We start from the raw sequence: 22415 nt of genomic DNA, 5'->3' as shown, positions 1-22415 counted from the left end.
CTATTGTTTAATTCTTTAAATCAAATGCACTGATTTCGCCACTTCCTGATAGGTAATACAAATAGCCTTCGATATCATCGACTTCGTAAACAGGCTTTTTATCCTTAAGAACGATCTCTTTTTCAGTATTTCCGGTGTCCTTATTTACCTTGACTAATCCTACACCATCACTCAGATCGGTAAGGATGAACTGGTCGTTGGCAGTTGCCATAGTAGCTTTGAATCGCTTGGTCATCTCTCCGTAGGAAACAGAAGCAATATTGGAGAAGCTTTCCGCAGCTGCTGCATTTCTATTGGCACGCTGGGCCTCTGCACTGCTGTATTCCCCGATGTAGTAGGAATAGGTGGATTGGGACGCTGCCGCTGCCGCCATCGTTGCTGAGGCTACAGTTAATGCACCCAGAGCAACTTTTGCAAATGTACTTTGGCCGGGAGCCTTATGGAATACATGGTAGTTTTCCTGACCATTGACATCAAGTAGCATCATATTTTGATCCGAAGCCAAATACAAGCCAGAAGATCGCATCCCCATGGTGTTGGGACTTTCTTTACCTTCAAATTTCAACTTAGCCAGTGTGCTGAAGTCTCCTGTATTTTCATCTATTGCCAAAATCTCCTCACCCGTACTGATCAGATATCGTCCATTCGCTTGGTCATAGGCACTGGTCACTGAAGTGGCTTTCTTGTACTGAATTCCCTTTTTCCACTTGGCATCTCCTGTATTTAGGTCGATGATGTTAGCATCTGTATCGGTGATATAAATCATTCCCTGTGGGGTAGTGGCCATGGTGTGAATATTAGCTCCGGTATCGATCGGCTTTTTGAAAAGGGGAGTCCCATCAAACTTGATTTTGTTGATTCCGCCTTCTGCCAAACCAAATAAGATCCCATCCTCCATTACATAAAAATGCTGTACATAGCCCTTGGTTTTGGGTGCTTTTTCCCAAAGGTCTTCTCCATTTGAAGCATTGAGGAATGCAATTTTCGATTCTCCACTACCACCGATTTGGCTGACCAAGCTGCTTCCACCTTTGAATACATCGCTGACTACAGTCAAGCCACCCGGAAGAATTTGAAAACGAGTGACCGAGCCCTTGATTTTGCGCTCGTCCTCCCAAAGCTCCTGTCCATCTTTTCCGAATTTATGAATTCGGGTGTCGCCGTTCGAGCGCTCCTCAAAGCCATATATTTCATTTCCGGTCTCATCGGCCACCATGCTGGTAATATTTTTAATCTCATTTTGCCAAATAACGCTTCCGTCCTTCACGTTTGCTGAGACTACGCCCTTGGTAGTTGGGACGAATACTTGGTCATGAAGTAGGAACGGAGCTCCCGAACTCATCGGTACCGCTGCTGCACTTCGGACTTTGCCGGCATTTGGGTCCAGATTGGCAAAGCCATCCTGCTTACCGGTAGCCAAATCATAGATGCCCACAGCCAAAACTTCCCCTTCACTTTTCTCCCGATTGCCTACTACAACCAGTTTGTTTTCAGGGATAAAAATCTTCAGCTGCGCAATTTGCTTCCAGCCATTTTCTTCAGTTACGAAGACTTTTTCTCCGGTGATCACATCGATCACGGTTCGCTTAGAGTTGGCAAAGATGGTCCCAGGAATCTGGGATTTTCCGCCCTGAGTCAATACAACATAAGGACTCATCGGAACCAGTTCCATCTCTTCTTCTTTGATCTTTCCATACTCCGCAAAGTTGAAGTGTGGACTACTTGCACCGGGTTTAATCCCAGCCAATCCGTTACTGCCATTTACCAGCAATACACCTGCATCTGTCAGGGTCATTTTTTCGATTTTCCCACCGATTGTATACTTAAATGTGGGAGCTGTCTGCGTCCAGGCCTTTCCTACCAGGAAGGCCAGCGCGAATAATAAGAAGCTTAACTTTTTCATTTGTTTGGGAGGTATAAAATTTCTTTAATTGATAGGATAAAGAAAGATTAAGGACTCCCGATTTACCATACGCTATTTGTCGTATTTTACCAGATATAGGCCAAGGTTTTATTCCAGTTATTTCTGGATATTAAAAAACTTGTCAGCGGAAAGTTTAGGGTTAAATCTTTAATCATAGCCTTTTTTATTGTAATCTTGATACTAAGACGATTATTCCTATCCCTCTCCTTGAGGAATCCGTAGTAAAAGATGTAAACAAGAAATATGGAAGACAGAAATTATCAAATCAATATCAATCCGGACTGGATTCGGAAATACCTCAGTAAAATTCTGATTGGGGTTGTTCTATTAATTGGACTATTCTCGAGTATTCGGACCGTAGGTCCTGAAGAGGAAGGGGTGGTCATTCAGCTTGGGGAGTACAATCGTACCGTGCAGCCAGGGCTGAACTTTATGCTGCCCTTCGGAATCGAGCGAATGTATAAAATCCCGGTACAGAGACAGCTCAAGCAGGAGTTTGGTTTTAGAACCACCCGTGCAGGTCGTGAGTCTGAATATACCAAATCTGGCTATGGAGATGAAAGTATGATGCTCACAGGTGACCTTAATTTGACCGATGTAGAGTGGGTGGTGCAGTACCGAATCACTGATTCCTACAAGTTTCTATTCAAAGTAAGGAATGCAGAAAAGACGCTTCGCGATATGTCTGAGTCAGTCATGCGAAAAGTAGTAGGTGACCGGACCGTCAATGAGGTGCTAACCGTCGGACGTCAAGAGGTGGCTTCCAGTGTGGAGGTTCGACTTCAAGAAATGTGCGACGAGTACGAGAATGGTATTCGAATCGATCAGGTTGTTTTGCAAGATGTGAATCCACCGGAGCCAGTCAAGCCTTCCTTTAATGCAGTAAACCAAGCGCAGCAGGAGCGGGAAACACTCATCAATCAGGCCGAGGCTGAGTATAATCGAGTAATTCCAAGAGCTCGGGGTGAAGCGGAAGAGACCATACAATTGGCGGAAGCTTTTGCGCTCAATCGTGTCAACCGTGCCAAGGGTGAAGCGGAGCGATTTAATTCTTTGTATTCAGAATATGTAAAAGCTCCCGAAGTCACCAAGCAGCGAATCTATCTGGAAACGATGGAAAGTATTCTTCCGAAAATCGGTAACAAAATCATCGTGGATGAAAAAGGTAACAATGTGTTGCCGCTCTTGAATATTGACAAAGTAAAAACTCCGCAGCAATGAATCGAAAAAGAATAATAAGCATCGTAACCGTAGCGATTTTCACCATTTTGCTATTCAATAGTTACTTTATTTTGGATGAAACGCAGCAGGCTATCGTGACTCAATTCGGTAAGCCCGTGGGTGAGCCTCGGACCGATCCAGGAGTGAATTTTAAGATTCCTTTCCTTCATAAGGTGCAGTTTTTCGACAAACGATACCTGGAATGGGATGGAGACAAGAATCAGGTGCCTACCAAGGATAAGAAATTCATTTTCATTGATACCTACGCGCGCTGGGAGATTACGAATCCCCTGCAGTTTTTCATCCGTCTTCGGGACGAGCGTTCTGCACAGTCTCGATTGGATGACATTCTAGATGGCGAAACTCGAAATGCCATCGCCAGCCATGATCTATTGGATATCGTTCGGTCAACCAACCGTGATCCGGAGATCACAGAGGATTTTATGGAAGAGATCGAAGTTCTTCAGGATATCTCGGTAGGACGAGACGAGATAGAGCGGATTGTGCTTGAAAAAGCTAATGAGCGAACCGCAGATTTGGGCGTTCGTATTCTTGATTTCCGATTTAAGCGAATGAATTATGTGGATGATGTACGGGATCGTGTCTACGATCGTATGATCTCCGAAAGAAATCGAATTGCCGATCAGTTTCGCTCTGAGGGACAAGGTCGCGCCCGGGTGATTGAAGGTAACAAAGAGCGGGATTTGGCACAGATTCAGTCGGAGGCATTCCGAGAAGCTGAGGAAATCAAAGGTCGGGCGGATGCTGAAGCAACAGCCATTTATGCCTCGGCTTACAATAAAAATCGACAATCAATTGAGCTTTATAAGTTTTTGAGAACGATGGAAAGTTTCGAAAAATCAATGGATGAAAGCACGAGTATCGTTTTATCCACAGATTCGGAATTTTTCAAGTATCTCAGAAGATTGAATTAAAGAATCTGAAAGTCGATACGCTCTTTTTCTTTATGAAGTCTGGAAACTTCTATTGGGAAAGAAGAGGAATGAAAAATAAAGAGGGATAGCTATTGAAAGCTATCCCTTTTTGATTCCTTATGGCTAGGATTGAAGTCAAATAGGAAAATTTGGAGTGAGCGAGTTCAATTTACTTTCGATCAATGCCCAAAGAAATAGCCGTATAATTGATAGGCAAATAAGCCGATTCCTGCAAGAATGAGGTAGCTATTGACGGCTTTGTAAAAAGCAGGAAATCGCGGATACTTTTTGGCAATAGAAATAATCAAAACTATAGGAATCAATGCGAGGATCTGTCCAATTTCTACCCCCAAGTTGAAGCAAAGGATTTTTGCCAGCATTTGCCCGTCTCCCATCTCAAAGGATTGCAATCTGGTAGAAAGCCCAAACCCATGAATCAACCCGAAAAGTCCCACCATCAGAAGTAAATTGGGAGATTTGACTTTTAATTTTTCAAAGCCCCCCAAATTTTCAAAGCCCTTATAGAAGACACTTAGAGCAATGACTGCATCGACTAAGTGCTCATTTGCAGTTACACCTGCATAGGTGGCTCCGATCAAGGTAATGCAATGTCCAATCGTGAAGACGGTGATGAACTTGACAATATCACGAAAGCTGTTTAAATAAAAAATAACTCCGGCAAGAAAGAGCAAGTGATCATAGCCGGTGAGCATATGTGTGGCACCCACTTGTACGTAAGCCCACAAACCTCCATTTCTAAGAAGTTCTTGATCGGCACTCGTGACATCGTGGCCAAAGCCCACTAATGGAATGAAAAATAAGAAAACAAAAAGGCCTTGGGTAAGCTTGATTCGCGTCATCAATCTTTTTTTCTGAAAATCAGATAAAACAAGCCGATTAATATTGCACTGCCCAATACAAATACCCAAGTAGGAATTCCCTCCTCATGATCATGATCGTCATGGGTATGCGTATCTGCTCCATGCTTGTGAGTGACCTCAAAGGTCAGTGTGGCCCACTTTGATTGATGAGTCAATTCCTCACTTTCAGGGGTAGTGACCATATGAATGGTGCGGATATAGTAGATGCCATCCTCGGGAAGATCTACCGTTACTATTCCCTGATTATTGGTTCTGAGTTTTTGACCGCTCGTATGCGTATGGGTCTCTTCTGAGCCTGATTCATCATCGTGAGTATGCGTGCTTTCACCATGCTCATGACTATGTTCCTGACCTTCGTGGGAATGTGCAGTTTGGATAAAGTCAGCATAAACCAGCTGGTTGGCAAGTGGCTCGCCTTCCAGCAACAACTGAATGGCTAGATTCTCCCCACTGTATTTTTCATAGGGATTTTCCTGTGGGACGAATTCGATCGGGTAGTCCAGTACTGTTTTCCAATCTTCTGTTTTGGCATCTCCTACCTGAAAGATGGCTTTCACATGCTTCTGATAGCTTTCGACTGCATCTTGATCTAGCAAGCCGGCTTGGGTACGCTGCTCCAGCATATCCGATACGCCATCGTGTTCAAGGTAATCATTGAATTCATTCGCGGCGAGTTCTATGTTTTTGGCTTGAGTAGAGACGCCAACAAGGTAGGTGCCTTCTCCTTCGGCCTTAAAGGGAAGTTGAGTAATGGTACTGTCCTGATCTTGCCACTGATCTGCTTGGATCGCCCGTCGATCGCCACCTATGACAATAGAGGCATCAAGCATTCGGTCGCGGGTAATAATATTTTCACTCCTCTCAAAAGTCCCATTATAAAGGCTAATCCTTGCCTCTTGATTCGGTTGTAAGAAATAGGTGCCCATCTTGAGATAGAGATCATGGCTGCTGAGTAGCACTACTGCCAGTACTAGCGCAAGTGACTTTAAAATCTGGGATTTCGGAGTTTTAGAGGGAGTGCTCATGATAAACCTTATAATTTTGATAGGTAAGGGGATGAAAAAGTTTTTATTTCTGTATTTCGGTTGCTTTTAACTTCGGCAAAGAAAACCCAATTCTAAAAATTCTGCAATCCAAATTGGTCAAATAGAAGGAGAAATGGTTTTGAGGGAAAATCTAAGGGTTACACTTGATGTCTTTTCGCAAAAATTGTGAATCTATTTATTCTCAAAAATGGCAACCGCTCTCACCGGAGACCCGGTTCCTCCGCGGATTTTGAGTGGGAGGCCTACAAACCGAAATCTTCCTCTCCCAACTAACTGATGGAGATTTACCATGTTTTCATAATGGGTGAAGTTTAGCTTGCCGCAAATATGGTGTACCTCTCGATTGGACACACCCGATACACCCGGTGACATGGTTTCCACACCAAAGGCTGCTATTTCCTTTTCTCCAAGCCATCTGGCACAGGAAGCTGATACTCCAGGTCCTTTTGCCCAGTTTTCGCTAGCGAAGTGACGCCGATAGTGATCTGTGTAGAGAAGAACTGTATCACCTGCTTTAATCTCTACTTCAGCCTTTTTGCATGCCTCTTCGATTTCAGAAGCTTCGATTAATTCCCTTAATTTTTTATGCGAGAAGTCAAGACAAATTCCCTCTGTATAAAACATGGATAAGGGCATCTTATCAATGGATTTACCTTTGTGCTCAATGGCCATGTGATTGATGGCGTCCACATGAGTGCCTGTATGCTCTCCGAGCTCAAGCTTATGCACTGCGGGGGTACGAGCCTTGGGATTCCTTTCTCCACTCCATTCTTCGTGGGAGTTGTGTATCCCGATTTTTACCTGAGGAAGATCCTTAAAGACAGGCATTCCTTCATAGATTTCTTGACTGAGGTCAATGATTTCGATCATGATGGATTTGCTTATTTGTGATTCTCAGATTTCTTCATGGATTTATACTTGTCATTCATGCCTATTCCTGACAAGATCATAGGCTTACACTTTTCTATCCTGCCTGTTCTCATCTTGGATTGCTTGGGCTGGGAAAAATAAAGGATATATCCTAGCTGCCTTCCCGGTGTCAATGCTTCAAAAGCAGTTTTCAAAACTGGGTCTCGTTCCAACTCTGCTTCAAATTCCTCTGGAATCGGCTCAGGGTTCTTTTGGAAATGGATTTTCTGCCCAGTTTTTTCCAGTTCGATGGATTCATGGATATAAGCTTTCACTTCATTTTCAATATCCAGAATCTCTCGAAGCGTTTTAAACTTAAAAAGCCTTGTTGCTTGGGAATTAGGCCTAGGTTTTACCAATAGCTTTTTATCGTCCTTTAGCAGCGATCCTTTGAAAAAACTGAGGGAACAATAATCTTTGAATGCACTGAGGATAAGAATATTATTGTCTTGATAAGTGTAGCAGGGAACGCCCCATTTGGATTCTTCTTTCAAGCCACAGCTGAGGACTGTTTTTCGCAGGAGTGCCAATTCTGAAGTCCAAGAATGAACCTTACAGTCAGGACTGCCGCCCAAAGGACATCTTCCGCAGCCTTCGATAAAATAGTTGTCAACTGATTTGTTCATTTGGTATTGGACATTCAGCTATGAACAGGTTCTGATTTAAAGCTTTTAATTTTAAATATGAAGATACTTAATCAAACATAAGATTTGATTAGAATCCAACTCAATATTGATTTTACGTTTATCCGCATTCTTACCAGTACCGAATTTGTGCGGATAAAATTCTGCGAAAATGATCGATTTTTGAAGCTTCCGTCATCGGACATCCGGCTAGATTAGCAAAGAAATTAGGTTTCTGACATCATTGCGGATAATCATAATTGATTTTATACCCAGTCATATTTATGCTTTTCTTTCAGCTTTTCCTGAGATTTTTAAAAAGCCTATAAAAAATGTAGATATGGCTAAGGAATGTCGCTAAACCATAAGTCACAAACATCAGCCAAATGAAGCCAAGGTTTTGATTGTAAAGTTCTAGTCCAAAGAATTGCGGGAACGCGGTAATTAAATCTCCAAATCCTACGATGTTGAATATCCAAACCAGCGGAATGGCAAAACTCCATTTGTTTTTTAAGGCAATGGCTGCAATGATGGCTAAAATTGCAGTGGTAAGGTCAAGCAGACCAACTGTGGTTAAAAATTCAGTCGGAAAACCGTCATAAAATTGCTCCTTTGCCATAAATGTTAAACCGAGGTATCTGAATGTATTGAGAAAAACGAATGGAAGAAGTGCCTCATGGATGGGCAGCTTCGAGATTCGCGGTTGTATCCAATATTTAAAACCTAAAATTATTGCGACTGTGCCTGTTAAGGCCTGTAAGTTGATAATTGTAAAATTGTCCATCATTTTAAATTGTGTTTGGAATAGCTTGTTTATTGAGTTGTTTGAATATGAATTTTGGTGCCAAGCGGCTCATGAATTTCAGTTGTTTAGAAATTCCTGGCGTGATTTCTTCTTTGCCACTAATGAAATCCTTCCAAAAAATCGCTGCTAATTTCTCGGGGGGCATTGGTTTCAAATTATCGTCTTCGGCAATGTCTGCTCCGTGTGCCAATGGGGTGTCAACCACGGGTGGTAAAAGTTCAATAACTTTAATGCCATGAGGTTTCAGTTGTGGGCGAATACCTAATGTCCAAAAATGCAAGGCTGATTTTGTGCCCGAATAAACGGGTGCTTGAGCAAAAGGCACATAAGCCAATCCTGAAGAGACATTGACCAATACTGCGTTCTTACTTTTTTTCAATTGTGGTAGAAAGTAGTGCAATACTCTAATAGGCGAATTGTAGTTGATTTCAATTTCCTGCATTTGTTTTTGCAGGTCATTCCTTTCGTTTCCGGCATCGACTAAGTTCATGATGCCGGCATTATTGACAAGGATGTCAATGGCACCAAACTTTTGTTGAACATCATCTGCCAGCGTTTTCACTGCTGCTTCATCTGTTACATCACTTTGGTAGATATGGATTTTAGGATTTTCCTGTTTTACTTTTTCAAGCTTATCGAGATTTCGGCCCGTTATGATCACCGTATGGTCATTCTCAAGGAACTTCCTTGCTAAGGCAAGCCCAATGCCTGATCCTCCACCTGTTATGAGTACAGTTTGTTTTGATGATTTCATATAATAATGCTATTTTTACTATTGTTTCAGTAGCAATAGTAAGTAAAAATTATTTATTACTATCAAAATGATAGCAAAAAAAAATGAAAAGTAATTTTAGATCGGGCTGTCCCGTAGCTTCCACTTTAGATATCATAGGAGACAAATGGTCATTACTCCTCGTAAGAGATATGCTGGTTCAAGGGAAAAAGACATTTAAGGACTTTTCGATATCTCCTGAAAAAATAGCCCCCGGAATCTTGTCAGCAAGATTGAAGTGGTTGGAAGAGAATGGGCTAATTACCAAACAGAAATTGCCTGATAATCAAAAAGAAAACATCTATTTATTAACAGAAAAAGGGATAGAGTTAGCTCCTGTGATTACAGAAATTATTCTGTGGAGCGATAAAAATTTAAGGGAACAAAATTCGGAAATGTTTTCGATAGCTGAGGCAGGGTTTCACCAAGACAAATCAAAAGTGACAGCAGGTATTCAGAATAATTATCGTAAACTTGTTGAGGAAACTTTAAGTTGAAAAGGCTTTATTTAAATTACAGCCAACGTGATTCAGCTTGGTGACGGCGGGCCTGTCTGACGCCAGGCAGGCATTCGGAAACGTTCCCTTTCAACCAACTCCTGTTTTCTTAAAGGTATTGAATTTCATGATTACTCTGAACCGCCCAATATATTCAAGGTGATGTTAGCGAAAGTTGTTTCTTATCTATTAACCCAGTTTTCTAACTTAATACCAGAAATTCTTTGAAACTCTTTCAAGTTTTCGGTCACCATTATAAGGTCTTTTTCTACTGCTGTGCATCCAATAAAAAGATCAAAATCGCTTATCATCAATCCTTTTGACCTTAAACGGGCTTTCTCCTTTCCATACAGGTAAATCGCATTAAAAATTGGAAGGATAACAACTTGGTTAGCAAAGACTTCAACTAAATCAAGATTCTTTTGAGGGTGTTTACTGTTTTCAGCTCCAAAAACCAATTCTGCCAAAGTAATTTCTGAAATAGTAAAATTCTCAGTACCTAGCCGTTCAAACTTTTCTATCAGTTCATACTTGCCTCTTAAAAAATGGATACAAATGTTGGTGTCTAAAAGATACTTCATTCGAAACTAGGATTTTCTGCTTTTTCAATTCTGGATTCTCTAATTTCTTTAATGATTTCATCGGAATCTTTGTTGTCTTCCCATGCTCCGAAAAGTGATCGTAAATCCACCTTCTCTTCTTTTTTTTCAAGAGAATCGGTCAATTTTTTGATCAACTTTTTCTTCGAAAGATTATCTAGACCTCGCAACATACCAAAATACTTTTCCAAAGTCTTATTATTTAAAGTAAGGTTTGCCATGTTTTTTTTCTTCAATTTACGGAATTAATGGATTGATGGTCAATTGGTTTGCAAAATTAAACTCCTAACTCTCTTTTCTTTTTCTTTATTAAGTCCCCCATTTCACTTGTATCACTTATAAATCCACCTGTATTTATAAATTGATTTTCAGTATTGAACCAATAGACTTTATTATCCCCTTTAACTTTCAGTTTATACAAAGGAGGGTAAACAAACTGTATGTGAGAAAGAGATTCTACTTCCATCCAATTTATTTTTCTTTCGTTGTCACCATTTTTTATTGTAACATTTTGGCCTCCAAATTTTACTATTACAAATTTATCCTTAATCACAATAAATATTGGGAAGCAAACTAATCCTATCATTCCAAAAATTAACGTGGTAACGATGCTTTGTTCCATTTTCTCACCATTTACCCAGAATAACTCAGGAAAGAACCAAGATAAGATACACGTAATTAACATGATTATTCCCAGGCCAAGAAACAGATATTTCAGAAAGTGGTGATATAGTTTATTGCTTTCCATGGTTTTTTTTCAATTTTCGCCAACGTTTTGTAGCTACCCGAAGGGCGGGGACTTCACCACAAAACTTGATTTGAAAAACTAATGTTTGATTAATCACAAAACTGTCTTTGGAATACGAAACCCCGCCTTTTGGGTAGGTGCTGTTACCACGCGTTATTTTGTCGTCCATATTGAAAAGCCGTCTGATTCGCATTGCAATTCATTTTTTGAATTATAGTATTGGGTCAGTTCTTCATTGTTCTTGTATTCTGTTCTAAGTATTGAGAATTTACATTCAAAGAAGTTTGATGATGATGACAAACCGTGTTCCGCTTCAACTAAACTCATTTGTGAATCGTAATAGCGTTGTTCAATAAGTCTATTGAGCGTGTCAAACTTTTGTAGTTTTATTCCGACTCCAAATTTATCATATTTGATTTGGTTACTTCCATCAAAGGTTGTTATAAGTAATTCGTTTTGTTGGTCTATGTAGTTGTATGTTGTTCTTGAATTTAGTTTAAGATTTTTGTCATACCAAAGTTCTTCAATTACTCTTCCTTTACCGTCCTTAATCTTTGCTGCCTTTTCAGTCAAAATACACTTTTCATTATAGTGAGCTACAATTGTAGTGTCATTATGATATTCAGTCATTTCGATAGGGCTATAGTCCCATAGATAGTAATTTCCTTTTAAATTATAGCCAATTCTCTTTGTTAGTCTATTTTGATTGTCGAACTGTTTGTAAACAGCCGTTAGTCCAATATATTCGTTTAAATATCCTGTACTGTCAATGAATAAATCAAAACTTTCCAATTGGTCAACTCTTTCAAACCGTTGAAAAGGTTGCATTAAATAATCAACTGTCTTAGTCTTTTTCCAAATAGTCGAGTTTTCTATATTTTGTCGCAAGGAGTCCAAATTAATCTGAGCTTTTGTTGTCAAACATACAAGAATGAAAAATATGGATGTCGTTGCTTTCATAATGCGTGGTAACGGTTTGCAGCTACCCGAAGGTGGCGATTTGGAAGCACTTCACTGTCAACCAAGCACAAGCTTTGATAGAAGCACAAAGCTTGATTTAACCACTGAACCGCCACTTTTGGGTAGGTGCTGTTATGCTCTGTTTTCATTCTTTACCAACTATTAGAGTCTGATTTTCAATTTTGTCTTCATAAATATATTTCGCTCGATGATCCCAATCTTCCTTTGCTAAAATGAGTTGCTCTCCTTTTATTCCGTTTGAGTTAAAAAAAAGAGAAGGTCCATTAACAACAATCTTTTTACCGTCATTTGTCTTTAATACGGTTGGATAGAAGCCCATTCTTCTTTCTACTGCTTTATTTGCTTCGTTTCTTATCTCGCTTGATAGTCCAAATTGGCTTTTGTCTATAGATTCTACTTCGTCAATAAAAAACAGATTTTCAAAATTGTCAAAAAAAGCTCCAATAGGTGGTGTTTTGGTTATCCGAATAGTTGCAAAATCAAACTCTTTCCCATTGTTTAAAAGTATTTTAGCTGGCGCCACTTTACTTCCGTCCCAATTTTCTGAAAAACCTATTTCATCAATTTTCTTCTTTAAGGAATCGTCAGTTTTTAAGGTCTTATTAGCCCATCTTTTCAAGGTGTCAATCTGTCCGTCCATTATCTTGTTGAACATATTCCCTTCTTTATAGAATTGAGTTGAGCATTTTTGACATTTAAAGATTTCAATTCCCCCAATTTCCTGTTCCGAATCAATTCTTGAAATGAATTTAGATTCCAAATAATCGGTTCCAAAGCCAATCGTGTTGTTTTCAAAACAAACTGGACAGCCTTCTCTTTTTTTCCTTTTAAATATGTTGATCATTTGTCGTTTCTAAATAGAGCATAACTTCTTTTAGGCGCCATAAAAACTCCTTTATCCACCCAAATCCGGGGGATAGGCGCCATAAAAGTTCTGTTTATCCTAATCTTAATTACCAGCGATAGCCTCCTCCATACATCCCCACATTGACTGAAGGGGTGACACGCATGCCATAGGGGCCGCCACTGAAGTTGAGTCCTACGCCGCCCGTCATATGCATATTGGAGCAAGCAGGCAAGAAGAGAGAGAGACCAAGAATTATTAGTAGACTGAATATTCGCTTTTTCATTTTTTCAATTTTTAAGGATTATACACTTGAAGGGCTAGAGGAGCTCCCGTAGGATCAAGAATAATGGCTACCGAGCCGTTACGAACATCTGCACGGGGTTCTAGCAAGACGGTCGCTCCATTCTCTTTGGCCTTGGCCAAGGCAGCATTTACATCTGCTACCCGGATATAAGGAAGCCAATGACTTCGTACATTTTCCACGGGATTTTCCAGCATCCCCAGGCAGTTGAGGGTATTCTTCTTGAAAACCGTATAATCTACATTTCCCTCCTTGCGCATTTCAATTTCATAGTCTAGGATATCGGTGTAGAATTTTTGGGATTCTTCCGTATTGTTGGACCAGAGTTCCATACCGAGGAAGTTGTCTAGTGAAGCAAGATTAGGTTCGGGGTCTCCTCCTGCCATTCGAATCAGGGAGAAATGCGCTCCTTGAGGATCTTGAACATAGGAAATCATCCCCTGATTGGCTACGGCTACGGGTTTCGCTAAAATTGTGGCGCCGAGGGATTTGGCTTCGGAACTTGCCTGCTCCACATCTTCTGCTGAGATACTTCCTATCCATTCTCCGGAGTTGTTGTCGCTTTTATAGCGGGCCATTAGTGCAACCGGCTTTTGATCTTTTTGAAAAACCCAGAGTTCCCGATTATTGTCCCCATAGGGTGTCGTGGTCCAGCCGAAAACCGATTCATAGAAGTTTTTGGCTACTTCCGGATTGGGTGAAGCCAAGGTGTACCAAACTACTCGTCCCGGATGATAGCCGGGTGTGGAGACTTCAGTGAGAACAGGTGGGGCAGCACTCGGGCTGCAAGAGGCGAGGAAGGCTGAAAAAATCACAGCCCAAAGAATCTTTTGCATACTTTAAATAGTTTTTACTGATAAAATTTAGCGAAGGAGGGCATTAAAACCAATCGAAAACCGAAATATTAGTCTGTGTTTTTTGAAATTTTTTAGTATTTAATTCACTGTCTTTCCCTATTTTCCCGACATGACATTTCAAGATCAGCCGCTTTTTATTGCTGCTACGCTTTGTGTAGCAGTATTTTTTGGAATTTGGTTGACACGTTTTCCTTGGGGAAGGACGGTTGGCACACCCATTTGGGTGATTTTGATTTGTGCCTTTTTCGCTAATGTGGGACTCATCCCCTCCGCTATGGAAGGACATCCAATCTACGATGGGGTTTTTGTTTACCTAGCACCCTTGGGCATTTTCATAGCTTTGCTCGAGGTCGACCTACGGAGTCTCAAAGATGCCGGGATTCCCATCCTCCTGATGTTTGGAATTGGTACGGTAGGAACGGTGGTAGGTGTGGCCGTATCCTGGTTTCTGGTTCAACCGGAAGCTGCCATTGGAGAGCTTGCTGGAGCAGTGGCCGGTATGTACACCGGGACCTATATCGGTGGGAGTATCAATTTCAATGCAGTGGCCCTGAGCTATGCCGTCAATGAAAATGGGCCATTATTCGCTGCGACTACCGTGGTGGATAATTTGATCGGAACGCCTTGGATCATAGCCACCTTGATTTTACCTCGCTACCTTCAAAAGCTTTTTCCTCGAAAAAAACTTCAATCCGCCCAAAGCACCCCAAAGAGTGCTGGGGTTGAGGTGATTTCCATGTCTTCCTTGGCTTCCATGCTGGCTTTGGGATTTTTGGCTATGGTTATTAGCGGAATAGTGGCGGAGTATTTTCCTCAAGTCCCTGAGATCATCACCTTGACGACTATTGCCTTGATTTTAGCACAATTCCCCGCCGTCAAGCAATTGCATGGAAAACAAACCTTGGGCTTTTTTATGATTATGATCTTCCTAGGCGTAATCGGAACCCTCTGTGACATCTCTGCGCTGTCGGGTGTGGGTGAATTAGCTGGTACCTTGATTCTTTTTGTGGGTTTGCTGGTTTTGATTCATGGACTTTTTGTTTTTGGAATCGGTGCACTTTTGAAAATGGATTGGGATGTGATTGCAGTTGCTTCCCAGGCAAATGTGGGAGGGAATACGACCGCTATTGCAGCTGCAGAGAGCTTAAATCGTCCTGATTTATTGATTCCCGGAGTTCTGGTAGGAAGCTTGGGAAATGCCTTGGGGACCTATATTGGGTTCTTGGTGGCGGGGGCTTTTTGAAGTTGAAAAGTTTAAACCCGGACTATGCATTAGAATCTGTAGTGAGAGATCAAACCGCAATAAAATCAAGCATTTAGCGAATGAGGCATAGCACCGCTACGGTGATTGAGCTAAATGCGGCAAAGCGGATTGATTTTGAAGCGGTTTGGACTCGTAGTAAGAAGTCTAATGCATATTTCGGGTTAAAGAGGGAAGGTTGTAAGGTGTCCGTCATAGCGAGGAGCTGGAACGAAAAACATTAGATTCTCGGGCAATTCTAGAAGCGACGTGGCTATCTCATTAGTAAGTAGTGAATTGTAAGGGGAAAAGTGGAAAAGTTGAAAGGTGGTAAGGTTGGAAAATTTCAGCCATAGGGCTTGTCCGGGTCAGAAGGAGGGAGAGTATAATGACCAATTATTAAGCTCAATTTTTCTATTGCAGAAAACGCTGAACCTTGAACGCCGAACGTCGAACCCAAAACATCTCTTTTATTGATGATTCTGACCCTTCTCAGCTTTTACAAATCTTGAAAAAGAAAAATCCCCTTGTCAGCTGATCTTTATCAGGTATTTTTAAATTTATCAAAGGCAATTTTGCTCCGCGTACTTTAAGTTTTTAGAAATATATGACCAAAGCGATCTACCTCACTACAACCGAACCCTTTTCCGGAAAATCCATTTTTGCCTTGGGCTTGATGAATATGTTGGCTGCCAAAACTGATAGATTGGCCTATTTCAAACCCATAATTACCGGAAATAAGCGAGATAAAGACCGGAGGCTGGAATTGCTTGGAAAGCATTTCAACCTGCATCAGCGCTACGAGGAGATGTATGCCTTCACTCGTAAAAATGCATTTAAAGAGATCAATAAGCGGAATGACGCATTTCTCATCGATACCATTATCGAGAAGTTCAACTCGCTGAAAGAATCCGCAGACTTTATTGTCGTGGAGGGGACTGATTTTTCAGATGTCAGCACGAATGTGGAGTTTGACGGAAATATCAGCATTGCCAAAAATCTAGGGATTCCGGCGGCAATTATTCTCAATTGTGCGCATCGGACCACTTCAGAAATCATCGATTTGGCCATGGCAAGCGTCAATAGTTACCTCAGTCAGGAGGTGCAGGTACTTTCCCTCATTGCCAATAAAGTCAAACCATCCAAGCGGGAAGAGATTCTTCGCCGACTCAAGCATATCCTTCCCAAAAGCATCCTCATTAGCGCTATTCCAAGTCATGAACAGCTTAGCAATCCTACCATGGGAGAGATCATGGATTCCTTAGGTGCAAAGTTGTTATTCGGAGAGCAGTACCTGACTAATCGGGTGGATCAATCGGTCGTGGGAGCCATGCAGCTTCACAATTTTCTCGACAGAATCAACAATAATACACTGGTAGTGACCCCTGGGGATCGAGGAGATATTCTGATCGGGTCCCTTCAGGCAAATATTTCCAGGAATTTTGGAAAGATAGCCGGAGTCATCGTCTCGGGTGGAATGCACCCTGAGCCTTCTATCGTCAAGCTTTTGGAAGGTTTGGAGACGATTGTTCCTGTATTGCAGGTAGAGGATGGAACTTTCATGGTCGTGACCAAGGTCAATGAAATCAGGGCTCGTATCGCCCCGGAGGATAAGGATAAGATCGCTTTGGCCATACGGCTTTTTGAAGAATATGTGGACGAAAAGGCCCTGGATGATCGGATGGGTTCCTTCAGTTCGGAGATTCTGACTCCTCGGATGTTTCAGTATCAGATTGTCAAGCGGGCCAAAAGCCATAAAAAGCACATCGTCCTTCCTGAGGGGACAGATGAGCGGATTTTGCAAGCAGCTGATATGCTTTTGAGACAGGAAGTGGTCGAACTTACCCTATTGGGAAATCGAGAGGAGATCGAATCCATGATGGCTCGCCTGAATATTTCCACTGACTTTGATCGAATCAAAATTGTAGAACCGGCAACTTCAGAGCGATTTGAGGAGTATGCGCAGGAATTGTATGAGCTGCGCAAAGCAAAGGGAATTTCTCTCACGACAGCAAGAGATCTCATGCATGATGTATCCTATTTCGGAACCATGATGGTTTATAAAGGGCATGCTGATGGCATGGTTTCCGGAGCAGTGCATACTACACAGCATACGATTCGACCTGCTTTGCAGTTTGTCAAAACCAAACCCGGTGTCAATACCGTTTCCTCAGTCTTTTTTATGTGTCTCCCTAATCGCGTGTCGGTTTTTGGGGACTGTGCAGTCGTGCCAAATCCTACTTCTGAGCAATTGGCAGATATCGCCATATCTTCAGCTGAATCCGCTTTGATGTTTGGGATAGAGCCGAAGGTAGCGATGCTTTCCTATTCTTCGGGAACATCCGGAGCAGGGGAGGAGGTGGAAAAAGTACGCAAGGCCACCGAAATTGTCAAATCCAGACGTCCAGAACTTAAAATCGAGGGGCCTATTCAATACGATGCAGCAGTAGACCCGATTGTGGGTAGGCAGAAACTTCCCAATTCTGAGGTAGCAGGTCAGGCAAGTGTCTTGATTTTCCCAGATCTCAACACAGGAAATAACACCTATAAAGCTGTGCAGCGGGAAACCGGGGCTATTGCCATAGGTCCCATGCTCCAAGGTCTCAACAAACCCGTCAATGACCTGAGTCGAGGATGCACGGTCATTGATATCTTTAATACGGTTGTAATTACAGCCATTCAAGCACAAGAAGCAGAACAATGAAATGCCTATGAGAATGGCTTCTCAGACAGAAAAATGTTCCGATTTATCGGAGTAGGGCATTCCATGTGGCCTTTCAAAATCAAATTATAAACACATGAAAATTTTTGTCATCAATTCAGGGAGTAGCTCCATCAAATATCAGTTGATCCAAATGCCCGAGGAGCAGGTAATTTGCTCAGGAATGGTGGATCGAATTGGCTTGGATGAGTCCCGAATTGACTATAAGGCTTTTTTGCCAAAGGGGAATATAGCGCGAAGTGAAACCAAAGCAATTAATTCTCATTCTGAGGGTTTGAGGTTAGTTGCTGAATTTTTGACAGATCCTGAGATAGGCGTCATTTCTGACCCAAGGCAGGTAGAAGCGGTTGGACACCGGGTAGTACACGGAGGTGAGAAATTTGCCAGCACCCAGCTTATCAGTTCGGCTGTCAAGGCAAAAATCAAGGAGCTTTTTCCACTTGCTCCCTTACATAATCCTGCGAATTTTCTGGGTATTGAAGTGGCGGAGGAGATTTTTTCTGAGGCAAAGCAAATCGCTGTTTTTGACACGGCTTTTCATCAGACACAGCCTCCTGTTGCTTTTCGGATGGCCATTCCCAATGAGTTTTATGAGAAACATGGCATTCGGGCCTATGGATTTCATGGTACCAGCCATAAATATGTTTCCGAGCGGGCGATGGATCATTTAGGGAGCAGGAACCTTAAACTTATCAGCATTCACTTGGGCAATGGCTGCAGTATGGCAGCTATTCAAAATGGAAAATCGATTGATACAAGCATGGGAATGGGGCCTATGAATGGATTGATTATGGGAACCCGGGCAGGGGACATCGATCAGGCAGTTATTTTTTATTTGGTCAATCAACTGGGCTATAGCCTCGATGAGGTCAATAATCTTTTGAATAAAAAGAGCGGGATGCTTGGCCTGACAGGCTTTAGCGATATGCGGGACATTCAAAAGCACCTGCAGGAAGGAGATTCTAAAGCCCAACTTGCCTATGACTTGTACGCTTACCGCATTAAAAAATATATAGGTGCGTTTACGGCTTGTATGAATGGGTTGGACGGGGTGATTTTCACAGGAGGAGTGGGTGAAAATGATCGCTTGACTCGAAAATTGGTTTGTGAAAATATGGACTACCTCGGAATCCAGATGGATTTGGCGAAAAATGAGAATTTGGATAAAGGAATTCAGGAGATTCAAACCGCTGATTCCAAGGTCAAATTATTGGTCATCCCTACCAACGAGGAATTGGAAATTGCGAAGCAGTGTTTTGGATTACTTAATATTGATTTGTAGCAGGGTTTAACCATTTCTAGCGTTCAATTTGTATTTTTATAAAAACGAAACAAAAAATGGATACGCTTTCTTTGAAATTGGATTTGATTCAATGGTTGACTGAACTTGATGACAAAAATACGCTTCTCAAACTCTACGCTTTAAAAAAGGAGAAAGAAGGGTTTGTTAGTTCATCCCGTAAGAAACTGCTTGATGAGCGCATTAAATTTTTTGAAGAAAATCCTGAGGAACTCTTGGACTGGGAAATAGAAAAAGAAAGAAAATAGAATCGTTGTTTTTGCAATTACATATTCAAGTCGTGACCCCCAGGTTTGGGAGAAAAGAAAGGAATAATCCTTAATTAAAAAGCTCTATTTGGGCTCTATTTTTATTGTTTTTCGCTCCCTCAAGTCGCAACAATCGCTTTTTTGCATCCAAGCCTCCGGCATAGCCCACTAGGCTTCCATCCGAACCAATAATCCGATGACAGGGAATAATGATGGAGATTGCATTTGCACCATTAGCGGAGGCGACAGCTCGGATAGCGTCTGGATTCCCCATTTGTTGGGAAAGCTCCAGGTAGCTTCTCGTTTCACCAAAAGGGATTTCCATCAATTCCTGCCAAACGCTTTGCTGGAAATCTGTACCAACCATGCTTAATGGTACATCAAAGGTCTTTCGATTTCCTGAAAAATAGTCCTCTAACTGTTCGATAGCTTTTTGGATGACTTTGATATTTTCAGGTCTAATATCCTTATCAATAGCTGAAGTGGGGCTTTTCTTTTCCGAATCAAGATCAAAGTTTAAAAAATCAGCATTCAATCCTTTTTGGATACGTTCGTCCACTGCTTTTCTCATCCTCCGATAGTACCAGTCACAGAGGCAAAGTCGACCTTGAAAAGCTCCAAGGATCAATTCACCGACGGGACTTTTGTAGCTTGTGGTTATGATTTTTTCCATGGTTTCAAATTAGCTTAAAAAACGCAGAAGAGGATTTGTAAAGACATCAATTGTCAGCCTCTAATCGAACGGCTCGATATGTATCAGGATATGCCCCAATTTGGGGATTTCTTTCTTCAAAGTATCCTTGAGATCATGGGCGATGTCATGTCCTTCTCTCACAGTCAAGTCCCCGTTCACATTAGCATGTAAATCAACGTGGAATTTCATACCCGCTTTTCGAATAAAGCATTTTTCTGTACCAGTGATTCCTTCTACCGTCAGTGCTACTTTTCTGATTTCGGTAGTCAAGTCATCATGAGTGTCTTCATCCATGACTTCCCCAAGTGCCGGACGAAAAATAAGGTAGCAATTGTAGAGAATGAAGCCTGCAGCAAAAATGGCTGCATAGTCATCAGCCTTTTCATAGCCCTCACCACCCCAAATCGCAATCAAAATCCCGATAAATGCAGCTACTGAAGTAATAGCATCACTGCGATGATGCCAAGCTTCAGCTCGGAGGGAGCTAGATTGAAGCTTTTTGCTGCGATTAAGTACAAATCGGTAGGATATTTCTTTCCACAAAATAATCGCTGCCAAAACCGCCAAGGTCCAAGATGCCGGTCCTTCATGAGGTGTGCGGATATTTTGGATGGCCTGATAGGCAATTGTCACGGCAGAGACGATTAGAAAACCCACCACCAAAAAGGTAATCAGGGCTTCAGCTTTTCCATGTCCATAGGGGTGATTTTCGTCTGCCGGTCGCTGTGCATATTTCAAGCCGATCAAAACCAAAATACTTGAAAAAACATCCACCAAAGACTCGATAGCATCGGCGATCAGCGCAAAGGAATTTCCGAAAATACCTGCCAGAAATTTGATTCCTGAGAGCAGCGCATTTCCCAGCATGCTGAAAATTACGGTACGGATGGCAAGTTTCTCCTGGGACATGGACGAAATTACTATTTATCGGAAAAGCTAAGCGTTTATTCTGTGGAATTATCTGCTTGTCGCTTTCCAATCCAATACAAACCTGTTCCAATGAATACAAAAATTCCTGTCATCCAAACTGATTCCCAGCTTACCTGCATCATCAGCCACAGGCAAGACAAAATTCCCAAAATTGGAATTAGATAGCCGCCTTTTAGAATAAACCTTCCTTGTCCACGGAACTTTGGTCGAAGTGCAGGTACGGCTGCACAGGTCATGATAAATAGGAAAAGCCGGGATAAGACTGTCATGGCCGCCAAGAACCGGAAAGAACCCATAGCCGCCAGGATAAAGGCTGCTATTCCGAAAAAGAGAACTGAATTGGCGGGTGTAAGAAAGCGATTGTGGACCTTTCCAAACCAAGCTGGGAGGGAATTTTCCAGTGAAAGTGCATAGGTGACACGCGTAGCGGAAAACATGGAGCTAATCAGATTGGCGATTACGGAAGTGGCCACGCCAACCATCAGAAAGTAGGCTCCAAATTCCCCAAAGAGGTTGGATGCTGTGTCTAGTAGTGGAGTGGTGGATTCTGCCAAATTGGGGACTGCTGCCATGGCGACCAATTGGATCAGCATATATAAAATCACCACTACGACAAGTCCGAGAATTAGCCCCATGGGCATGTCTCGCTCGGGTTTTTTAGCTTCTCCTGCAGGGACAATCGCCCCCTCAAAGCCTACAAAAGCATAAATCAAAAGCAAGGCTGCTGCTCCTAAATTCCCCGCCTCAGGAAGCGCTGAATCAAATGTTGGGACCATGGTGTCTCCCAAAAGAACAAAACCTCCAAAAACCAAGCTTATCAAAACTCCAAATTTGATAATGGTGAAAAAGGTCATGGATCGGATGGACTCACTCGAACCTAGGATATTCACCGAACTAAGCCCCAGAATGGTGAGCAAAATGGTGAAAAGACGACCGGTGCCTTCTCCTGCAAGAGGAAAAAAGTAGGCAATGCTATCTGATAGGAGTACCGTATTGGCGGCGAAGGAAATCAACCGGGCGAGGTAATACAACCAGCCTCCTTGAAAACCTACAAATCCTCCAAAAGCTTGCGTTCCGTATTTGATCGGGCCGCCTGTTCCTCTAAAGTAACTCCCAACTTCCGCAAAACTCAAAATCACCGGGAGCATGAGCAGTGCACAAAATGCATAAATCCAAACGCTGTATTCACCTGCCAAATCCGCTGCGCCGGAAGGCAATCCAAAGATTCCTGCTCCAATAAATCCGTTGACCACAAGCATCCAAATGCCCCAAAGTCCAAGGTTTCTTGGCAGTTTTTCCTGTTTTTCTAATGACACCGATTCTTATTTTTTGCAA

At 42.0% G+C, this 22415-nt stretch carries 24 protein-coding genes; 7 read left to right on the top strand and 17 right to left on the bottom strand.

Features of this window, described 5'->3' with window-relative positions:
• Window positions 1–7: 7 nt before the first annotated feature.
• Window positions 8–1903 (bottom strand): outer membrane protein assembly factor BamB family protein, encoded by a 1896-nt coding sequence (locus tag CDH51_RS06835; RefSeq protein WP_100627971.1) that lies wholly within the window; start codon window positions 1901–1903, stop codon window positions 8–10.
• Window positions 1904–2167: 264 nt separating this feature from the next.
• Between CDH51_RS06835 and hflK the strand changes: the two genes are divergently transcribed.
• Both hflK and hflC read left to right on the top strand, forming a co-directional pair.
• Window positions 2168–3145 carry an FtsH protease activity modulator HflK gene (hflK, locus tag CDH51_RS06830; RefSeq protein ID WP_026945477.1) on the top strand — a complete coding sequence of 326 codons (978 nt, stop codon included), beginning with the start codon at window positions 2168–2170 and terminating at the stop codon, window positions 3143–3145.
• On the top strand, window positions 3142–4080 hold the full coding sequence (hflC, locus tag CDH51_RS06825) for a protease modulator HflC (RefSeq protein ID WP_100627970.1): 939 nt from the start codon (window positions 3142–3144) through the stop codon (window positions 4078–4080). The genes hflK and hflC overlap by 4 nt, the downstream gene beginning before the upstream one ends.
• 179 nt (window positions 4081–4259) lie before the next feature.
• On the opposite strand, the gene CDH51_RS06820 is transcribed toward hflC, so the two are convergent.
• The 6 genes from CDH51_RS06820 to CDH51_RS06795 all read right to left on the bottom strand — a co-directional run bounded on the left by CDH51_RS06820 (window position 4260) and on the right by CDH51_RS06795 (window position 9098).
• The gene (locus CDH51_RS06820) at window positions 4260–4940 is read right to left on the bottom strand and encodes a HupE/UreJ family protein (RefSeq protein WP_100627969.1); all 681 of its coding nucleotides are present in this window, start codon (window positions 4938–4940) and stop codon (window positions 4260–4262) included.
• Window positions 4940–5986: a DUF4198 domain-containing protein gene (locus tag CDH51_RS06815; RefSeq protein ID WP_100627968.1), complete on the bottom strand. Its 1047-nt coding sequence runs from the start codon at window positions 5984–5986 to the stop codon at window positions 4940–4942. The genes CDH51_RS06820 and CDH51_RS06815 overlap by 1 nt, the downstream gene beginning before the upstream one ends.
• Before the next feature lie 192 nt (window positions 5987–6178).
• On the bottom strand, window positions 6179–6877 hold the full coding sequence (locus CDH51_RS06810; protein ID WP_100627967.1) for a cyclase family protein: 699 nt from the start codon (window positions 6875–6877) through the stop codon (window positions 6179–6181).
• 11 nt (window positions 6878–6888) lie between these two features.
• Entirely contained in the window at window positions 6889–7542 is a 654-nt protein-coding gene (locus tag CDH51_RS06805) for a YdeI/OmpD-associated family protein (RefSeq protein WP_100627966.1), read from the bottom strand.
• A 292-nt stretch (window positions 7543–7834) separates the two neighbouring features.
• On the bottom strand, window positions 7835–8326 hold the full coding sequence (locus tag CDH51_RS06800; RefSeq protein WP_198514282.1) for a hypothetical protein: 492 nt from the start codon (window positions 8324–8326) through the stop codon (window positions 7835–7837).
• Window position 8327: 1 nt separating this feature from the next.
• Window positions 8328–9098, bottom strand: a complete 771-nt coding sequence (locus CDH51_RS06795) for an SDR family oxidoreductase (protein ID WP_100627965.1) — start codon at window positions 9096–9098, stop codon at window positions 8328–8330.
• 83 nt (window positions 9099–9181) lie between these two features.
• Between CDH51_RS06795 and CDH51_RS06790 the strand changes: the two genes are divergently transcribed.
• Window positions 9182–9613, top strand: a complete 432-nt coding sequence (locus CDH51_RS06790; RefSeq protein ID WP_100627964.1) for a winged helix-turn-helix transcriptional regulator — start codon at window positions 9182–9184, stop codon at window positions 9611–9613.
• A gap of 182 nt (window positions 9614–9795) precedes the next feature.
• Here CDH51_RS06790 and CDH51_RS06785 read toward each other — a convergent pair whose 3' ends face one another.
• The 7 genes from CDH51_RS06785 to CDH51_RS06755 form a co-directional block, all read right to left on the bottom strand.
• Window positions 9796–10194 carry a type II toxin-antitoxin system VapC family toxin gene (locus CDH51_RS06785; RefSeq protein ID WP_100627963.1) on the bottom strand — a complete coding sequence of 133 codons (399 nt, stop codon included), beginning with the start codon at window positions 10192–10194 and terminating at the stop codon, window positions 9796–9798.
• The gene (locus CDH51_RS06780; protein WP_100627962.1) at window positions 10191–10433 is read right to left on the bottom strand and encodes a hypothetical protein; all 243 of its coding nucleotides are present in this window, start codon (window positions 10431–10433) and stop codon (window positions 10191–10193) included. Before CDH51_RS06780 ends, CDH51_RS06785 begins: the two co-directional genes overlap by 4 nt.
• Window positions 10434–10489: 56 nt before the next feature.
• Entirely contained in the window at window positions 10490–10960 is a 471-nt protein-coding gene (locus tag CDH51_RS06775) for a hypothetical protein (RefSeq protein WP_157807059.1), read from the bottom strand.
• Window positions 10961–11113: 153 nt separating this feature from the next.
• On the bottom strand, window positions 11114–11920 hold the full coding sequence (locus CDH51_RS06765; protein WP_100627959.1) for a hypothetical protein: 807 nt from the start codon (window positions 11918–11920) through the stop codon (window positions 11114–11116).
• A gap of 145 nt (window positions 11921–12065) precedes the next feature.
• Window positions 12066–12785 (bottom strand): hypothetical protein, encoded by a 720-nt coding sequence (locus tag CDH51_RS06760; RefSeq protein ID WP_100627958.1) that lies wholly within the window; start codon window positions 12783–12785, stop codon window positions 12066–12068.
• A gap of 109 nt (window positions 12786–12894) precedes the next feature.
• A complete protein-coding gene (locus tag CDH51_RS20040) occupies window positions 12895–13071 on the bottom strand; it encodes a hypothetical protein (protein WP_157807058.1) in 177 nt (58 codons plus the stop codon).
• A gap of 11 nt (window positions 13072–13082) precedes the next feature.
• Window positions 13083–13925, bottom strand: a complete 843-nt coding sequence (locus tag CDH51_RS06755; RefSeq protein ID WP_100627957.1) for a VOC family protein — start codon at window positions 13923–13925, stop codon at window positions 13083–13085.
• Window positions 13926–14055: 130 nt separating this feature from the next.
• On the opposite strand from CDH51_RS06755, the gene CDH51_RS06750 reads away from it, so the two are divergent.
• From CDH51_RS06750 to CDH51_RS06735, 4 genes are all read left to right on the top strand, one after another.
• Window positions 14056–15189: a DUF819 family protein gene (locus CDH51_RS06750; protein WP_100627956.1), complete on the top strand. Its 1134-nt coding sequence runs from the start codon at window positions 14056–14058 to the stop codon at window positions 15187–15189.
• Window positions 15190–15793: 604 nt separating this feature from the next.
• Window positions 15794–17890, top strand: a complete 2097-nt coding sequence (gene pta, locus CDH51_RS06745; protein WP_100627955.1) for a phosphate acetyltransferase — start codon at window positions 15794–15796, stop codon at window positions 17888–17890.
• 94 nt (window positions 17891–17984) lie between these two features.
• A complete protein-coding gene (locus tag CDH51_RS06740) occupies window positions 17985–19190 on the top strand; it encodes an acetate/propionate family kinase (protein ID WP_100627954.1) in 1206 nt (401 codons plus the stop codon).
• A 56-nt stretch (window positions 19191–19246) separates the two neighbouring features.
• On the top strand, window positions 19247–19456 hold the full coding sequence (locus tag CDH51_RS06735) for an addiction module protein (protein WP_100627953.1): 210 nt from the start codon (window positions 19247–19249) through the stop codon (window positions 19454–19456).
• 70 nt (window positions 19457–19526) lie between these two features.
• Here the strand turns inward: CDH51_RS06735 and CDH51_RS06730 are convergent, their stop codons facing one another.
• The 3 genes from CDH51_RS06730 to CDH51_RS06720 are packed head-to-tail and all read right to left on the bottom strand — an operon-like array spanning window position 19527 to window position 22396.
• A complete protein-coding gene (locus CDH51_RS06730) occupies window positions 19527–20129 on the bottom strand; it encodes a methylated-DNA--[protein]-cysteine S-methyltransferase (protein ID WP_100627952.1) in 603 nt (200 codons plus the stop codon).
• 60 nt (window positions 20130–20189) lie between these two features.
• Window positions 20190–21059: a cation diffusion facilitator family transporter gene (locus CDH51_RS06725; RefSeq protein ID WP_100627951.1), complete on the bottom strand. Its 870-nt coding sequence runs from the start codon at window positions 21057–21059 to the stop codon at window positions 20190–20192.
• A gap of 35 nt (window positions 21060–21094) precedes the next feature.
• Window positions 21095–22396 carry an APC family permease gene (locus CDH51_RS06720; protein ID WP_232724771.1) on the bottom strand — a complete coding sequence of 434 codons (1302 nt, stop codon included), beginning with the start codon at window positions 22394–22396 and terminating at the stop codon, window positions 21095–21097.
• Window positions 22397–22415 lie beyond the last annotated feature (19 nt).

The organism is Algoriphagus formosus, from assembly GCF_002807035.1.
Classification (GTDB): Bacteria; Bacteroidota; Bacteroidia; order Cytophagales; family Cyclobacteriaceae; genus Algoriphagus; species Algoriphagus formosus.
This window is presented reverse-complemented; position numbering and strand designations above follow the sequence as displayed.

Bases quoted from the DNA above. Each gene is read 5' to 3' on its own strand.
- CDH51_RS06835 (WP_100627971.1), bottom strand. From the start codon at position 1,903: ATGAAAAAGTTAAGCTTCTTATTATTCGCGCTGGCCTTCCTGGTAGGA.
- hflK (WP_026945477.1), top strand. From the start codon at position 2,168: ATGGAAGACAGAAATTATCAAATCAATATCAATCCGGACTGGATTCGG.
- hflC (WP_100627970.1), top strand. From the start codon at position 3,142: ATGAATCGAAAAAGAATAATAAGCATCGTAACCGTAGCGATTTTCACC.
- CDH51_RS06820 (WP_100627969.1), bottom strand. From the start codon at position 4,940: ATGACGCGAATCAAGCTTACCCAAGGCCTTTTTGTTTTCTTATTTTTC.
- CDH51_RS06815 (WP_100627968.1), bottom strand. From the start codon at position 5,986: ATGAGCACTCCCTCTAAAACTCCGAAATCCCAGATTTTAAAGTCACTT.
- CDH51_RS06810 (WP_100627967.1), bottom strand. From the start codon at position 6,877: ATGATCGAAATCATTGACCTCAGTCAAGAAATCTATGAAGGAATGCCT.
- CDH51_RS06805 (WP_100627966.1), bottom strand. From the start codon at position 7,542: ATGAACAAATCAGTTGACAACTATTTTATCGAAGGCTGCGGAAGATGT.
- CDH51_RS06800 (WP_198514282.1), bottom strand. From the start codon at position 8,326: ATGATGGACAATTTTACAATTATCAACTTACAGGCCTTAACAGGCACA.
- CDH51_RS06795 (WP_100627965.1), bottom strand. From the start codon at position 9,098: ATGAAATCATCAAAACAAACTGTACTCATAACAGGTGGAGGATCAGGC.
- CDH51_RS06790 (WP_100627964.1), top strand. From the start codon at position 9,182: ATGAAAAGTAATTTTAGATCGGGCTGTCCCGTAGCTTCCACTTTAGAT.
- CDH51_RS06785 (WP_100627963.1), bottom strand. From the start codon at position 10,194: ATGAAGTATCTTTTAGACACCAACATTTGTATCCATTTTTTAAGAGGC.
- CDH51_RS06780 (WP_100627962.1), bottom strand. From the start codon at position 10,433: ATGGCAAACCTTACTTTAAATAATAAGACTTTGGAAAAGTATTTTGGT.
- CDH51_RS06775 (WP_157807059.1), bottom strand. From the start codon at position 10,960: ATGGAAAGCAATAAACTATATCACCACTTTCTGAAATATCTGTTTCTT.
- CDH51_RS06765 (WP_100627959.1), bottom strand. From the start codon at position 11,920: ATGAAAGCAACGACATCCATATTTTTCATTCTTGTATGTTTGACAACA.
- CDH51_RS06760 (WP_100627958.1), bottom strand. From the start codon at position 12,785: ATGATCAACATATTTAAAAGGAAAAAAAGAGAAGGCTGTCCAGTTTGT.
- CDH51_RS20040 (WP_157807058.1), bottom strand. From the start codon at position 13,071: ATGAAAAAGCGAATATTCAGTCTACTAATAATTCTTGGTCTCTCTCTC.
- CDH51_RS06755 (WP_100627957.1), bottom strand. From the start codon at position 13,925: ATGCAAAAGATTCTTTGGGCTGTGATTTTTTCAGCCTTCCTCGCCTCT.
- CDH51_RS06750 (WP_100627956.1), top strand. From the start codon at position 14,056: ATGACATTTCAAGATCAGCCGCTTTTTATTGCTGCTACGCTTTGTGTA.
- pta (WP_100627955.1), top strand. From the start codon at position 15,794: ATGACCAAAGCGATCTACCTCACTACAACCGAACCCTTTTCCGGAAAA.
- CDH51_RS06740 (WP_100627954.1), top strand. From the start codon at position 17,985: ATGAAAATTTTTGTCATCAATTCAGGGAGTAGCTCCATCAAATATCAG.
- CDH51_RS06735 (WP_100627953.1), top strand. From the start codon at position 19,247: ATGGATACGCTTTCTTTGAAATTGGATTTGATTCAATGGTTGACTGAA.
- CDH51_RS06730 (WP_100627952.1), bottom strand. From the start codon at position 20,129: ATGGAAAAAATCATAACCACAAGCTACAAAAGTCCCGTCGGTGAATTG.
- CDH51_RS06725 (WP_100627951.1), bottom strand. From the start codon at position 21,059: ATGTCCCAGGAGAAACTTGCCATCCGTACCGTAATTTTCAGCATGCTG.